At 69.5% G+C, this 13,505-nt stretch carries 8 protein-coding genes and 1 pseudogene; all 9 read right to left on the bottom strand.

Going from position 1 to position 13,505, the window contains the following annotated elements:
* Positions 1-689, bottom strand: a pseudogene (locus ABZ880_RS42215) (ISKra4 family transposase); the annotation flags it as partial.
* A 73-nt stretch (positions 690-762) separates the two neighbouring features.
* Positions 763-1,290, bottom strand: a complete 528-nt coding sequence (locus ABZ880_RS42210) for a hypothetical protein (RefSeq protein WP_361274956.1) — start codon at positions 1,288-1,290, stop codon at positions 763-765.
* 466 nt (positions 1,291-1,756) lie between these two features.
* Entirely contained in the window at positions 1,757-1,951 is a 195-nt protein-coding gene (locus ABZ880_RS42205; RefSeq protein WP_361274953.1) for a hypothetical protein, read from the bottom strand.
* A gap of 97 nt (positions 1,952-2,048) precedes the next feature.
* Complete coding sequence (locus ABZ880_RS42200) at positions 2,049-3,236, bottom strand: helix-turn-helix transcriptional regulator (RefSeq protein ID WP_361274949.1); 1,188 nt, start codon at positions 3,234-3,236, stop codon at positions 2,049-2,051.
* 105 nt (positions 3,237-3,341) lie between these two features.
* Positions 3,342-3,983 carry an HAD family hydrolase gene (locus ABZ880_RS42195; protein ID WP_361274946.1) on the bottom strand — a complete coding sequence of 214 codons (642 nt, stop codon included), beginning with the start codon at positions 3,981-3,983 and terminating at the stop codon, positions 3,342-3,344.
* Between the two features lie 193 nt (positions 3,984-4,176).
* Entirely contained in the window at positions 4,177-5,265 is a 1,089-nt protein-coding gene (locus ABZ880_RS42190; protein ID WP_361274944.1) for a DNA helicase, read from the bottom strand.
* The gene (locus ABZ880_RS42185; RefSeq protein ID WP_361274942.1) at positions 5,262-7,109 is read right to left on the bottom strand and encodes a DUF1998 domain-containing protein; all 1,848 of its coding nucleotides are present in this window, start codon (positions 7,107-7,109) and stop codon (positions 5,262-5,264) included. Before ABZ880_RS42185 ends, ABZ880_RS42190 begins: the two co-directional genes overlap by 4 nt.
* The gene (locus ABZ880_RS42180) at positions 7,106-10,231 is read right to left on the bottom strand and encodes a helicase-related protein (protein ID WP_361274939.1); all 3,126 of its coding nucleotides are present in this window, start codon (positions 10,229-10,231) and stop codon (positions 7,106-7,108) included. The genes ABZ880_RS42185 and ABZ880_RS42180 overlap by 4 nt, the downstream gene beginning before the upstream one ends.
* 39 nt (positions 10,232-10,270) lie before the next feature.
* Positions 10,271-13,450 (bottom strand): sigma-70 family RNA polymerase sigma factor, encoded by a 3,180-nt coding sequence (locus ABZ880_RS42175; RefSeq protein WP_361274936.1) that lies wholly within the window; start codon positions 13,448-13,450, stop codon positions 10,271-10,273.
* Positions 13,451-13,505: the final 55 nt, after the last annotated feature.

The following is a 13,505-nucleotide window of genomic DNA, read 5'->3' as shown; positions in this document are numbered from 1 at the left end:
GCCGCGCTCTTGGCCGCGGCCCGGCGGGTGGCCTCGCGCAGTGCTTCGGGCCGCATCACCACACCCTTGCCGTCGATCTGGAGGACCAGCGGCATCTCCCGGGTGCACGGAGTGGGGATCTTCACCGTGTAGTAGGCGGCGAGGTCAACGGCGGCGGCGACCACCAGCTCTTTGAGACGACGCTTGCCCAGCACCTTGCCGCATCGGCGCTCGATCGCGGCCTGGGCCTGGTCGAACGAGCCGCGGACCGCCTCCAGGACCGCGAGGCGGGCAAGTCCGCGGGAGTGCCGGCCGGCGGGCAGCGACAGATCCGCATCGGCCGGGTGCACGTTGGACAGGCCCCGGCCCCGATAGGCGATCCTGGTCACCCGCACCGGCCCGAACACGCAGGTCAGCCAGCGGGGATGGCGTGTCTCCCGCCAGATCCGCGTCTGGCCTTCCGGCCCCCGCACCACCGGCGGTCCCGCGCTGACGCGGGCCGCGGCCTCTTCCGTCCTCGCCCGCAGGTCGAGGTGATCCTGCATCAACTGCCGCAGCAACTCACGTCCTTGCTGTTCGAGCAGTTCCTCCAGCTCGTCATGGGCCATTCCCCGCGCCGGGTCGCCGGCCAGCGTCGAGATGAGGCGTTCGAAGGCACCACGGGAGGCGGCATACGCATCAGGCCCGGATAAGGCGTCATAGGGTTCCATCTGGGGCTCTTCTTCGGCTCTTTGGCGATTCGTTTGGGTGGTACCTTCGAATCTACGGAGAAGAGCCCCTTGGTCACCGGGAGTTGACCCGGTCGGCGTCTCCGTCATGGCGGGCGAGGGAGAAACGGCCCGGCGCGTCCTCGGCCAGCCAGCCCCGCTCCACCAGACGCTTCAGCTTCCCCCGCGTCCCCTCGATCTTCGCCGTCGTGGCCTCCAGCCCGATCCGCGGCACGATCTGCTTGGCCTGCAACGGACCCGAAGCATCAGCGACGATCTCCACGATGTCCCGGTACACGTCCGGCAGCACCTGGGCGACCAGGCCCTCCCGCCACGGCGGCACCGCCATCACCCCGAAACCGTGAGGCGCCTGCGCCTCCTTGGGTTCCGGCGCTTCATGCACCTCTACCTCCGGCGCTTCCTGGGCAGCCGACAACTCCGCCAGCACCTGCGCGACGGTCTCCCGCGTGATCTCCAGTCGCGACAGATCCGCCCGGGCCTTCTCCAGCCGGGCAGCTAACTCCGCAGCTTCAGCCTGGAGTTCTTCCACCCGCTGTCGAGCCGCGGCCTCCCGCGCCTGGAGCTCTTCCGGCAACGACACCATGGCGCCCCACCTCCACCTCGCCACGGTAGAAGTACGACGGCACCGCCACACGTCAATCAGCGTCTTCCCAGCTCAGCTATCCCTCGAAAGGAACCGCACCCATCCGGGATCGTGGATGACCGGACCGCGCAGATACCGAGCGAGCCAGGCGCCCACGGCGGACGGCTCGTCGCTCTGTGCCGCACTGTGAACGGTGTGCTCGGGAAGGCGGATGGCCTCGAAGTTCCGTCCCAAGGGGATCAGCGCGATCCTCGCGGCACTGCCCCACTCGGCGCGCACCTGACTGGGTGACGGGTGTGCCGAAGCCAGCCACTCGTCAACGGACCCGAGTGGTAAGGCGCTTGGCGGGGATGTGCGGGTCGCACGGGGGCCCGTACGCTCGTTCATGTCGACGCTCCTGATCAGCGTTGGCCACGCCCGGGGGCCCTGCCAGGCCGCCCGGGTCTGAGATGTGTGTTTCCGGCGTTCACGCGGCGACCTTGAGCCGACACCCGCACGTGACGATCTGCCACATGACGGGGTTGCCGCGGACCACCACGTGTCCAGCCGCGCGCAGCGTCTTGCCGACGGTCCCGCAGTCGAAGCAGGCTTCGCCGTGCAGTCGGACGATGCTCACGCGTCCTTCGACGACCGTGGGTGCGGGCGAGAGTGCGTTGGACATCCCCGGCTCCCATCTGCTGGTCTCAACCTGTGCGACAGATGGTGGGGGACAGCAAGAGGCACAAGTACCCCGGCGAGGGGTAGTTGGGGTATGGCGCTCAGGTGGCGGCGCACCACTCGGCGAAGTTGGTGAGGGTCTCCGAGTCGGCGCGCTTGAGCCGGCGCAGCGTGGCTGTGTCCTCACGTACCCAAGGGTGTTGGCGGGTGTGCTGTGGGGCGATTTGGCGGGCGGCCTGCAGCGATTCGAAGGCGTCGTCCGTAAGCCCCGACCACAGCTGGGCGCGGGCGAGTTCGATGTAGAAGCCAGAGCGCCGCTCGGCCGGAAGGTCCTTCGGCGGTTTCCATTCGTCGGCCACGTCGAGGGCACGACGGAGTTGGTCGTCGCCGAGGCTGACGGCGACTGACACCTCGTGGATGCGTACGGAATGGGGGCCGAAGGCGGTGCCGCAGTACACGCCCTCGGGGACCTGGTCGGCCAGGGCGCGGGCCTCGTCGATATGGGTCGTCGCAGCGGAGCTGTTGCGTGCCCGGCCGGCGATGACGGCAGCGCGCATGTGGAGCGCTCCGCGCGCTGCGATCACCTGCGTTGTGGTGGGCGCGGGGGCCGCGTCCAAGGCCTGTTCCAGGGCGCGCAGCCCGGCGGCGTAGGCGTGGGCGGCGAAGAACGTCTCCGTGCGCACGTAGGCGACCGACGCGGACAACAGCGGGTCGCCTGCCTCGCGTGTGGCCCAACGCATGAGGTCGATCATGCGGGCGGAGAGATCGCGGGCGCCGAACTTGAAGGCGACAGCATCCGCGGAGCGATACGCGCTTACCAGCAGCCCTGCCGGTTCCGCTCGTTGTGCCGTAGGAGCGGTGTGATAGGCGCGTGCGAGCTCGGCAAGCAGCCCGGGAAGGTTGCGGGCGATGCGCGTGTATTGGGCGGCCAGCCTCCAGCGGGCAGCTTCACTGACCGCTGCCCGCAGTTCGTCGGCGGGCCGGACGGGGCCGTCGTCAGGAAGGTCGTGGGTGGCGATGACGGCGGAAAGCGCAGGCAGCGCATCGTGTACGCGAGTGTGGGCCGAGCCTCGGTCGGCCCACAGGCGGGTGGGGTCGACGCCGAGAGCGTCCGCGATGGCCTCGAGGGTGGAATCACTGACACCACGCTCACCGCGCTCGATCTTGCGGATCGTGCCGAGCGCCACGCAGGCGGCCTCGGCGAGCTGTTCCTGCGTCATCTTGGGGCGCATGACGCTGCGGTAGTAGGCGATCCGCGCGCCGACTCCACCCTTGGGGCGTGCGGGCATGCTGGCTCCAGTTCGTACGTCCACTTCGAACCGTACCCGCGCCACGACACCGTGTTTACGCGAACGGCCTTACCAGCCTGGGCTGGTAAGCCCGCAGGGTCGCGGTCAGGCCCCCACGATCTCCGCGAGCTGGGTGAGGTTGTCGATTCGCCAGTCCGCCGCCGCAACAACGTCCGGGTCGTCAGCCCACAGGTGCCCCCACGGTCCGCGGCGAAGGTGGGCCACCCGCAGGCCGGACGCCTTCGCCGGAAACACGTCGTTCGCCGGGTGATCGCCCACGTACAGCGTCCCACCCGGGTCTGCCTGCGCCACCTCCAGCACTCGCTGGAAGAACTGCGAGTGCGGCTTCGCCACACCCCACTCCCCCGACGTCGCGATCAGGTCCACAGGCAACTGAAGAGCGCGCAACAGTTCGCCCGCGCGGCGCGTCTGGTTGCCGGCGACAATCACCCGGACGCCCAGACCGCGGAGTGCAGCAAGGGCCGGACGGACATCGTCATACAGGTCGCTCTCATCGAGTCCCTCGCCACGGCCCGCAGTCTCCCTGGCGTCGTACTCGGCTGCGATGTCGATTCCGGGGCGTGCCAGGCGGAGAGCTTCGGCGTTGTCCTGTCCCCGCGCGACAACCGCGCCCACGAGCGCGGAGAGTGTGTGCCGGGGGATGCCGAGCCAGTCGGCCCAGGACGCCCAGTATCGGTCGTCCCGGGTGATCGTCTCGCCGACGTCCAACACGATGGTCTCAATCACTCTGGGAGCTTACGGTCCTGCGGAAAGGGTTCCGCGCCGGGGGACTTGCCGCATCTCCCGTCTGAGAGTGCCGGCCGCTCATGCGCATAGGCGTAGTAGGTCGCCTGCACCGCTCCGGTTCTGGTGGAGGCTCGGGCCTGTTCGCAGCGGATCCGACCTGCACGCTCCCGCACGCCGTGGCGTGCCATGTGTGTCAGCCACGCAGCAACTCGCTCGGCCCCACCTGCGCCAACAGCGGCGGCTCGGATGCGCCTTCGTAGGCGAGATGCAGCTCGCGTCGGGCTCGCGTGGCCATGACGTAGTACTCCATGCGCAGCGCGGCCGAGGTGGGATCGGTGGCGGCGTCGGTGTGCGTGTCAGGGATGACGACGGTGTCGAAGCCGAGGCCCTTGGCGCTTTTTCGATGGACCAGGACGACACCGGGACGGCCAAGGTCCAGGCGGTGGTAGCGGCCCCCTTTCCAGGCATCGGACGTGTAGAGCTGCGGTTTGAGTCTGGGCGCCTTGTTCTGCAGGGTGCCGAGCAATGAGAACTGAGTGTGCTTGGAGTGGGCTATCACGCCGATGGTGTGCTGCGGATGCTGCTGGGCCAGCAGCATCACCAGGTCGGCGGCACCACGCTGCGGGAGGCGGTGCAGCCGCGGAGGCGGGCCGTCCCGTTCGGGGATCGGAGGCAGGCCGGCTCCGGTGTGAAAGTGGGCCGCGAAGGAGGCGATCTGCCGGGTGTTGCGGTGGTTGCCGTCGAGTTCGTGGCGCGCGCAGCGGCCCAGACGCTCGGCGATCTCGGCGAGCGTGGAGTTGGTGTCTGTCAGACGCTGGCACTCGTCCGCGTACACGGTGGTGCGGGCTCCCAGCAGTCGGCAGAGGCGGTAGAACTCCGGCGGCAGGTCTTGGCCTTCGTCCACGACCAGGGTGAGTCCGGGCGCCGGGTCGGTCGCCGCGGCCCGCTCGTACAAGGCGGGCCAGTCGAACCAGCCGTCTGGACCGCCGGGCGGCTTCCCGCCGTACCACTCGGTGAGCCAGGCGTGCGCGGTCCGCACCCGCACGCTGCGGTCCGCGGGTCCCAGGGCGTGGACGGCTCCGGCCAGTGACTGGTGCAGCAGGTTGGAATAGGTCAGCAGGACCACCGGCGTGCGCGTCAGGGCGAGCATGACGGCTCGCTGGGCCGCCAGGAGGCTCTTGCCGCTTCCCGGCGGACCGCTGATGAGGTGATTGCCATCGAAGGGCAGATCGTCGAGGCAGGAGCGCTGTTCCTGGGTGAGGTCGAGATAGGTGATGGTCACATCTCCTCCACGGCGTCTGCGGCTGCGGCGCGGGCCGCGGTGACGATGGATTCCAGGTAGCCAGGCACCCGTTCGCCGCCGACGACGAGGGCGCGGTCGAGGAGGGTGTTTCCGGTGTCGCAGCTGGTTTCGGGGAGCAGCGCGCAGGCGTGGCAGGCCGCGCGGTTGAGGTTGCCGAAGCCCTGGCCGGTGTGCTCGGCGCAGAGGGGGTCGGCCGAGCACCAGGCTGCGGCCTCCGTCATCCGGAGCAGGGTCTCGGCGAGCCGGTGCGGCTCACCTTGCCGGACGAGACCGCCGAGGGTTCCCTCCGCGTCTCCTGCGGCCGTGTAGACGAGGATGCCGTATTGATCCTGCTCAGGGCGTGCGTAGATGCGTTCACGCAGACTCGCCGTCGTGTATCCGGATTCGAAGGAGAGCTGGCGGATCAGCAGATGCGCGAGGGTGTGCAGGAGCACGAATCGCGGGGACAGCTCCGGTCCGGTCAGGGTCTCCAGACGGTCCTTCTGGAAGGAGCGGTCGAGGTCGGCTCGCATATCGGAGACCCGGCGTCGGACCCTGGTGTCCGCTTCCCAGGCGGCGAGTTCGCTCTTGTCCAGGGTGAGGAAGATGCCCTCGCCGAAGACCTCGACGGCGGGCAGCCACCTCAGCCGCCGAGCGGTGTCGGCGGGGACAACGGTGGCGTCCGGGGACACCCGGGTGAAGCCCGACAAGGCACGTACCTCGCGTAGCCGGTCGGCGAGGATGATCCGGCCGAGGCGGCGGCTGAGGCCCGCCCAGGGGTCGGCACTTTCGCCGGCGAGACCGAGCGTGGTCTCGCGCAGCGCGAAGTCGCGGGTGGCCGGCGGTGTCGGAGCGGTAAAGGCGTCCCATTCCTCCCGGCTCAGGTCGGGCCGGTCGGGAGTATCGGTCCCGGTGGAGGTCCCCGTGGTGGGCCTGCCCGTCTCCTCGGCGAGGAGGGTGTCGAGGAGTTGGTTGTCGGCGCCGGTGTCCTCCCGAATCATCGAGCGGAAGACCTCGGCCCGTGGTGAGTCGGCGCCTCGGCACAGCGACACCCACAGATCGTGTCCGCGCACTCGTGCGGCGAGCGCGTCGTCGGTGACGGCCGGTGCGTCGGTCTCGGGGATGTCGAGCGCCGAGTGAACGATCGGGTAGTACAGGTTTCCCGCGGTGCGCTGCACCACCTGCACCGGCTTGATGCACTCCACGGCCTCGCTCGCCCGCTGCCAGGGGTTGCGTCCCGAGCAGCGCATGCCGTGCGTGCCGAGGATGTCGAGCAGGTCTCTGGCCGCTCCGCAACCCTTGGCGGTGCAGGCGACGGAGAGCGCCTCGAGGCCGGAGGCGCGTTCGGAGACGAGGAAGCGCAGCTTGTCGCGGTCGCCGCATTGCCGGCGCTCGCCCGCGTCTTGCCGGGAATGGGCCCAGAACCACCAGTCGACGTCACTGAGGTGTCCGGCCGGGCAGATCTGCACGAATCGCATGGGCGCAAGCGACCGCCCCGGTGAGCAGGACGGGCAGCGCGGCGGACGGCCTGGCTTCTCGTCCGCGATGCGCCACCTGGTCATGCGACGGCAGGCACCGCAGAAGAGCCAGGACGGGAAGCGGATGTACGGCGCCCCGGGCGCGTCCGGCGTGTCGAACCGGTCGTTGGCCGTCGCCGGCGCGGCGTAGAAACCGGTCACCCCGAGCCGGGAGGCCAGCCGGGGCGAGTCGACCTGCTGTCTGCCCCGGCTCGGCCAGTCGCCGATTCCAGTGGCGACGAACGACTCGCCCTGGATGTCGAAGACGGCTCCGACCCCGAAGGGCACCACCGTCTGGGACTGGCGTACCCGCAGTGTGCGGCTCACAGATCAGCTCCCTTCACCATGACCTGGCACTCCCGGTCGACGTTGCGCATCGAGTTGGGTGTCTCCCACAGGCCGTATCTCTGCTCGAAGCTCTTGATGAGGTTGGGCTGGCCCTTGCCCTGGCTGCGGTAGAACAGCTCCCGGCCGTCCTTGCGTGCTGCGCGCGCGGCTTCCTCCCAGTCGGCGAGGAGGTCCGACAGTTCCTTGCGCACGGCGTCGCCCGCGGCGGGTTCGCAGGCCTCGGCGCGGGCCGCCAGTTCCTCCACGAGGGACTCGGCTTCGGGCAGGTGGTGCAGTATCGCCCCCGCCTGGTTCTCCGCGGCGAGGCCGAGGCGATGCCGCACGAGGATGACGAAAGCGGCGTGCAGCGCGCGGCGGCGTGAGGGCACGGACCACGGAGTGACGCTGGTCGGTTCGACGTGCCGGTACAGAGCGCGGTGGTACACGTCGAAGGTCTCGTAGTGCGAACGGTCCCGCGGCCGGGTGGCGTTGAAGAATGTGACGACAAGGCCAGGCACGGCGTGGCGGCCGACACGGCTGGTGGCCTGGATGTACTCGGCCGTCGTCTTGGGCTGCCCCTGCATGAGCATCAGTGCCAGTCGCTTCACGTCGACGCCGACGGACAGCATGTTGGTGCAGGGCAGGAAGGACACGGACTCCGGATGGTCCCATCGCATCTCGAGCCGATCGAGCAGTACGGGTTGTTCCGCACGCGGCAGGTTGCTGGTCAGCTCCTGCACCTGGTGATCCGTCAACTGCCTTGTTCCCATGCCGGACTCGAGTCCGGCAAGTTGGGCGGGAATGTCATCGGCCGCAGCGGTGACGGTCCGGCCGAGTTCACGCAGGCTGTGGTGGTAGGCGACGAGTGTCCAGTAGGCGTCCCGGTGTTCCTCGGGCAGCTCCCATGCGCCCTGCAACATGGCGGCGGCCACGGCGACGGCAGCGCGGCCTGCCGTGTGTCCCTGGGCCATGACTCCGATGTAGCGGCGGCCGGGGCGGGAGGTGTCCGGTTCGGCGAAGTACGAGTGGCGGGCGTCGAGCCCGGCGGGTGGAAAGAGCTGGCCGCCACCTCCGTAGAGGGCGCGGATCTGTTCCCCTGAGCGCCGGATGGTCGCCGTCGACGCCACGACCTTGGGTCCGATGCCGTCGTGCCGGGTGCACAAGCCCAGCACGGCGGCCTCGTACAGGCCGACCGTGGTGCCGAGGGGGCCGGTGAGCAGGTGCAGTTCGTCCTGGATGACGAGGGACGGCGGCAGCTGCGTACCGTCCGCCGCGAACAGCCGTCCGGCACGGGGCTCCCATGCCAGTCGGGCGAACTTGTCGACGGTGCCCAGGACGAACGTGGGCGGCCGGTCGTACAGGTGCTCGTCCACCACGGCGACGGGCAGCTCGTCGTGGAAGACGCACTCCTCGCGCGGGCAGAAGAAGGCGAACGAGTCCGCTCGGGCGCGCACGCCGTAGTCACCGATGTCGGGAGACTTGTGAGCGGGCAGGATGCGGGTGCCGCACCAGGGACAGCGGTCGAGGATGAACACGTCCTCGGGCCGGGCGGCTGCGCGCACGTCATCGAAGGCCGCACGGGCTTTTTCGTACGTGTTCGGCGTGGTCGTCTCGCCCACCCACAGGCCGATCGAGAAGGGCTCGTCACCATAGCTGACTGGGTCCGTCCGGCGGAGGGTTTCGAGGGCGCACATAGTGGTGGCCGCGCGCTGGAACTGCTGGGTGGTGAGCAGGCTGAGGGTGTAGCGGCTGAGGACCGCCGTGCCACCGCCATTGGGGTCGCGCCTGCGCAGTGTCATGGTGAAGGCCGCGAGCAACAGGTACGCCTCGGTCTTGCCGCCGCCGGTCGGGAACCAGATGAGGTCGGTGACGGCCCGGTCCCGGTGCCGGGGGTCGGCCACTCCGTCCAGGGCCAGCAGGAAGAACGCCAGCTGAAAAGGGCGCCAGGCGGCATCGGGAGCCGGCTCCGGATCCGGGGGTATGGCATCGCGGCGGGACCTGCGCGTCCCCGCCAGATCCGGGGCGGAATGGCGCATCTGGAGCGCCATGACGTGGTTGGCGGTACGGAAGGCGCGCAGCAGTTCGGGCCGGGACGGATCACAGAGGGTGCGCACCCCTGACTCGATGCGGGCAACGGCATCGGCGATACGGCCCAGGACGCGGTCCGCGGCGGCTCGTCCCCACTCGGGGATGTCCGCGTTCAGCTGCCCCACGTACCACGCACGGTAGTCGGCGGCGAACTCCCATAGCTCCTCTCGCAGTTGGTCGACAGGGACGTCGGGATCGGCAAGGTGCCCGAGGTTCAGCACCGGGGTACCGCTGGGGCCAGCCGCCCGTACGCCGGTGACCTCGGCCTCCGGCATGACGGCCGCCCGCAGTGCCGTGACCTGGTCCCCCGCATCGTCGTACTGCTCCTCGACCGCGCAGCCGTGTCCGACAGCGTGCGTGCGCACGTGCCTGTACTGCAGGCGCAGTTCCTGCTCCTCCGGGTCGCGGCTGGCGAGGCGGACGCTTGGGTACTGGAGCACCCTGCCCTCGACGGGCCGTGCCTCCAGCTCCACTTGGAACAGCATGCGGTCCCACTGGGCGGTCTTGCCCAGGGCCGGCTCGTGCCGGGCCGCATTGACCAGGGCCACGGTCACCAGCTGTCCGGTACCGAACGCACGGCGCCTGACGCGGAGTTCGGCGCGCGCATCGAGGACGGTCACGTGGTCGCGGTCGGGGCCGAGGGTGTGCGTCTCGGCAGGCAGCGGGATGCGCTGCCAGCTCCGGCCCCGTTCACTCGTACCGGCGCGAGTCTCGTAGCGGGCACCGGAACAGCGAATCTCCACGGTGACGGCGTCGGTGTAGAGGCTGAGGCCGAGCGATGAGGGCAGCCACGAGTTCGACTCCGCAACAGGGTCGGCGGCGGGAGCGGCGTCCTCGGCCGCCCTCTCCGTGCCGGCACCGTCCGGTTCCTCGGCGGCCAGGTCCAACTGGCGCTGCAGATCGGCGTCCTGGGGATACAGAGTGCCCATCAGGTACTGCCGGTCCGGTGGGGCGTCGAGTGTCTCCTCGTCTCCTCCCGCCGGGCCGACGAGCTGTCTGTGCAGGTAGGCGACCAGTTCCTGTCTGGGGTCCATGCTGTTCCTTCAGAGGTACGGGGACTTGGGCCGCGCGCTTCAGGTCCGGCGCCAGCGGTCCCGAAACGTGGTGCGGTCGGTGTCGGCTGCCAGGGCCACAGCCAGCTCTTGCTGCAGTTCGGTGATGCGGGCCCAGGCGTTGTGCTCGCTCTGGGCGATGCGCTGGGCGGCCTGCTGCTCGACGGTCTCCGCGTGCCGACGGGCCGCATCGACGGCCCGGTCTCGTTGGGCGAGCGCGACCTCCGCCTGCCGAAGTCTCGCCTCCAGTTCGGAGATGCGCGTCTCCGCTCCCTCGCGGTACTCCCGCAGGCGCCGGTCCGCCTCCCCGGCCCGTTTGCGGTGGAAGTCCCCGTCCTCGGCGGCGGCTCGGGCAGTTTCCTCTGCCTGCTCTACCTGACGGACAAGCCCCTGCCGCACCACGTGCTGTTCCTGTTTCAGCAGCTCGATCCGTGTTCCGGCCTCGGCCCGCAGAAACTGCTCGCGACGAGCCAGTGTCTTGTCCATACGCCGCAGCAGCACGTCCTCAAGACCGTCGAGCTGCCGCTCGGTGTCCACCTCCGCGGCGGCGGCACGTACCTCGACGGCCTGCCGCACCCGGAGCTCGTGGGCGAGGCGCTCCTCGTGTCCGAGCCGCACACGCTCCAGCTCAGCCTCGTGCTCACGGCGGAGCCCGGCGACGAACTGGCCGTCGTCAGTGCTCCCCTGCTTCTCTTCCTGGACAGCGACGGACTGTGGTCTCGCATCCCGGTCTTCAGAGGACAGCACTGTCTCCGCCGCCGGAGAGCCTCCTGCCCCGTCCACCGCCTCATCGTGCCCTGGCACGTGATGGGGGCTCTCCTCGCTCTCATCGGGGGATGCGCCACGGCGGGGGATCGTCTCGATCCGGCCCTTCCCGTCGGCCAGCCCAGGTGTGGATGGCCGTGCATCGTCGGACACGCCCTCCGGCTTCGTGGCTCCACAGCTCGAGGCCCCAGCGGAGGCACCGCCCAGGCGCGCACCGGACGCCGGCGGTGGTTCCTCGGGCGCCCGTCGGCTCGGGATGCCCGCGGCGAGCTCCCGCAGTGCATCGCGCACGGCAAGGCGGGACTCCGAGTTCACGAGCGGCTTCCTGGCCAGGTACGCCCTGGGGGTCAGCCCGACCAGTGCCTCCGATGACCGCTCGAAGAAGTCCTCGGGCCGGAGCCGGGCCTTTCTCAGCGTGTCGAAGACGCGCTGCAGGACTTCCAGAGCCGTGAGCACCTGGCGGTCCGGCATCCTTCGCTCCTGCGCAGCGCGTACGACGTCCGCGGTGGCCTGAGGCCCGAGGATCACCGTCAGCTGGGCCTGTCCCAGCGCCAGCAGCGCGTATTCGGCCAGCCAGTCGATGCCGCCTTCGAACCTCGCCCCCAGACGCAGGGCCTTCTCCCAGTCCGCGGTGCGCTGCACCGGCTCGGCCGGGCTGCCCTCCTCGGGCGACTCGGGCTCGTCGACCTCGTCATGCTCGCCGGCCCCGTCGGGCTCTTCTTGCTCGGCGGCCTGGGTGACCGAGGTGGGAGCCGGGGGATCCATGACACCGTCGTGCATGTCCTTCCCCGTATCCCTCTCGCTTTCCTCCACCGCCGCGGCCTCCTCCCCTTCGTTTCGGTATGACGGCTCATCGGCCTGGGGCGGGGCGCTGTCGGCTGGGGATGACGGCTCGTCGACCGAGACAACGGCCTTCGCCTTGCCATGTGCACGCTGTTGCGTCGACCGGGCCAACTTCCAGTACTCCACGGCCTCCTGCGCATTCCCGCCCTCATAGACGCTGATGACCCCGGCCGTCCGCAGGCGGGCCCTGAATGCCGAGAGGGCTTTGCTCTCCACCTGCCGGATGCGCTCCCGGGTCACGCCGAACTCCCGCCCCAGTTCGTCGAGCGTCGAGGGCTCGTCGCCGTCGAGGCCCAGACGACGGACGAGGACGCGGGCGTCACGCTCAGAGAAGGTGTCAACGACGGCCATGGCGTCTTCCAGCAGGAGCGTGTTCACCACACCCTGCTCGACCGACGGCAGGGCGTGACTCACCCCGACGAAGTCGCCGAGCGTGGCGCCGTCACCGATGACTCGGTCGAGCGAATCTGTGCGTCGGCTCAGTTTCCGTATCTCCTCCACCTTCTGCACGGTCATGTCGCACTGCACCGCCACGTCGACGACCGACGCGGGTCGCCCCTGCGCGGCGAGGGCGCGTTCCGCAGCAGCCACCTTGCGCATCTGCTCGTGCATGTGGACCGGGATCCGGATGAGGGCGCCCTCGTCCGCGATGGCCCGGGTGATCTGCTGGCGGACCCACCAGGTCGCGTACGTCGAGAACTTGTATCCCTTGGCCGGATCGAACTTGCGAGCGGCTCTCATCAGCCCGAGCGCCCCCACCTGGAACAGGTCCTCGTAATCCAACCCCTGCTCCAGGTAGGGGCGGATGAGCGAGTGCACAAGGCGCTGGTTGTGCAGGACCAGGCAGTTCCGGGCCCTGATCCTTAGATCACCGGAGGGCAACCTGCTCAATTCCTCGGCGTCGGGCTCCTGCCCCATGAGATTCGCGCCGCCGCGCAGCAGCACGGCGAGGCCGACCTCGACTTCGGCCTTCAGGAGACAGTCCCCGGGACGTCTGCGGAAGCGGTCCTCCTCCAGTACGGCCAGCGCCGCGACGACGGCGGCGGCAATGTCCCGGCCCTCCGCCCCGGTTCCCGGCTTCTCCGACGCCGACGGCTCTCCCCCGTCGCCTCCGGGCCGAGTCTCGTCCGTGCAGGGATCGCCTCTCGCAGTGTCTCCATCGGTGTCGCGCACCTTTGTCCAGGCCCTCAGTGCAGCCGTCTGCCGCGTACCGAGTCCTGCCAGCCGGGCGACGCCGTCCACCGCTCTGGAGGTCACGTATCCGTCGGTGTCCGCGTACCGCAGCAACAGCGCTTGCACTAGGTCAGCACCGGGGAACACATTTTCCCCACGAATTCGTGCAACCTTTTCCACATTCGGAGAGTCCGCTTCTACATGTACATGCACGTCCTGGACATGCAGGCCCAATCGGGCCAACTCGCGCCGCAGCCGGTCTCGCTCGGCCTGACCGAGCCCCAGGGTTTGCATGTTCTGCGCGAAGACCGACTCGGGCACGAAACCGTTCACGGCGGCATACCTCAACCGAGACAGCAGCTCCCCCACCGCGGCTCTCAGGTCAGGCCCAGCCACTTCACTGACGGTTCGATCCTGCACGCCACCCACCCCCGCTCGCTTCACAGTGAGATTAGGGGTGTCACGTTGACGATGT

This window comes from Streptomyces sp. NPDC047043, from assembly GCF_040644055.1.
Lineage (GTDB): Bacteria > Actinomycetota > Actinomycetes > Streptomycetales > Streptomycetaceae > Streptomyces.
This window is presented reverse-complemented; position numbering and strand designations above follow the sequence as displayed.

Excerpts from the sequence above, each read along its gene's own strand:
- ABZ880_RS42210 (WP_361274956.1), bottom strand. The coding sequence starts at position 1,290 with ATGGTGTCGTTGCCGGAAGAGCTCCAGGCGCGGGAGGCCGCGGCTCGA.
- ABZ880_RS42205 (WP_361274953.1), bottom strand. The coding sequence starts at position 1,951 with ATGTCCAACGCACTCTCGCCCGCACCCACGGTCGTCGAAGGACGCGTG.
- ABZ880_RS42200 (WP_361274949.1), bottom strand. The coding sequence starts at position 3,236 with ATGCCCGCACGCCCCAAGGGTGGAGTCGGCGCGCGGATCGCCTACTAC.
- ABZ880_RS42180 (WP_361274939.1), bottom strand. The coding sequence starts at position 10,231 with ATGGACCCCAGACAGGAACTGGTCGCCTACCTGCACAGACAGCTCGTC.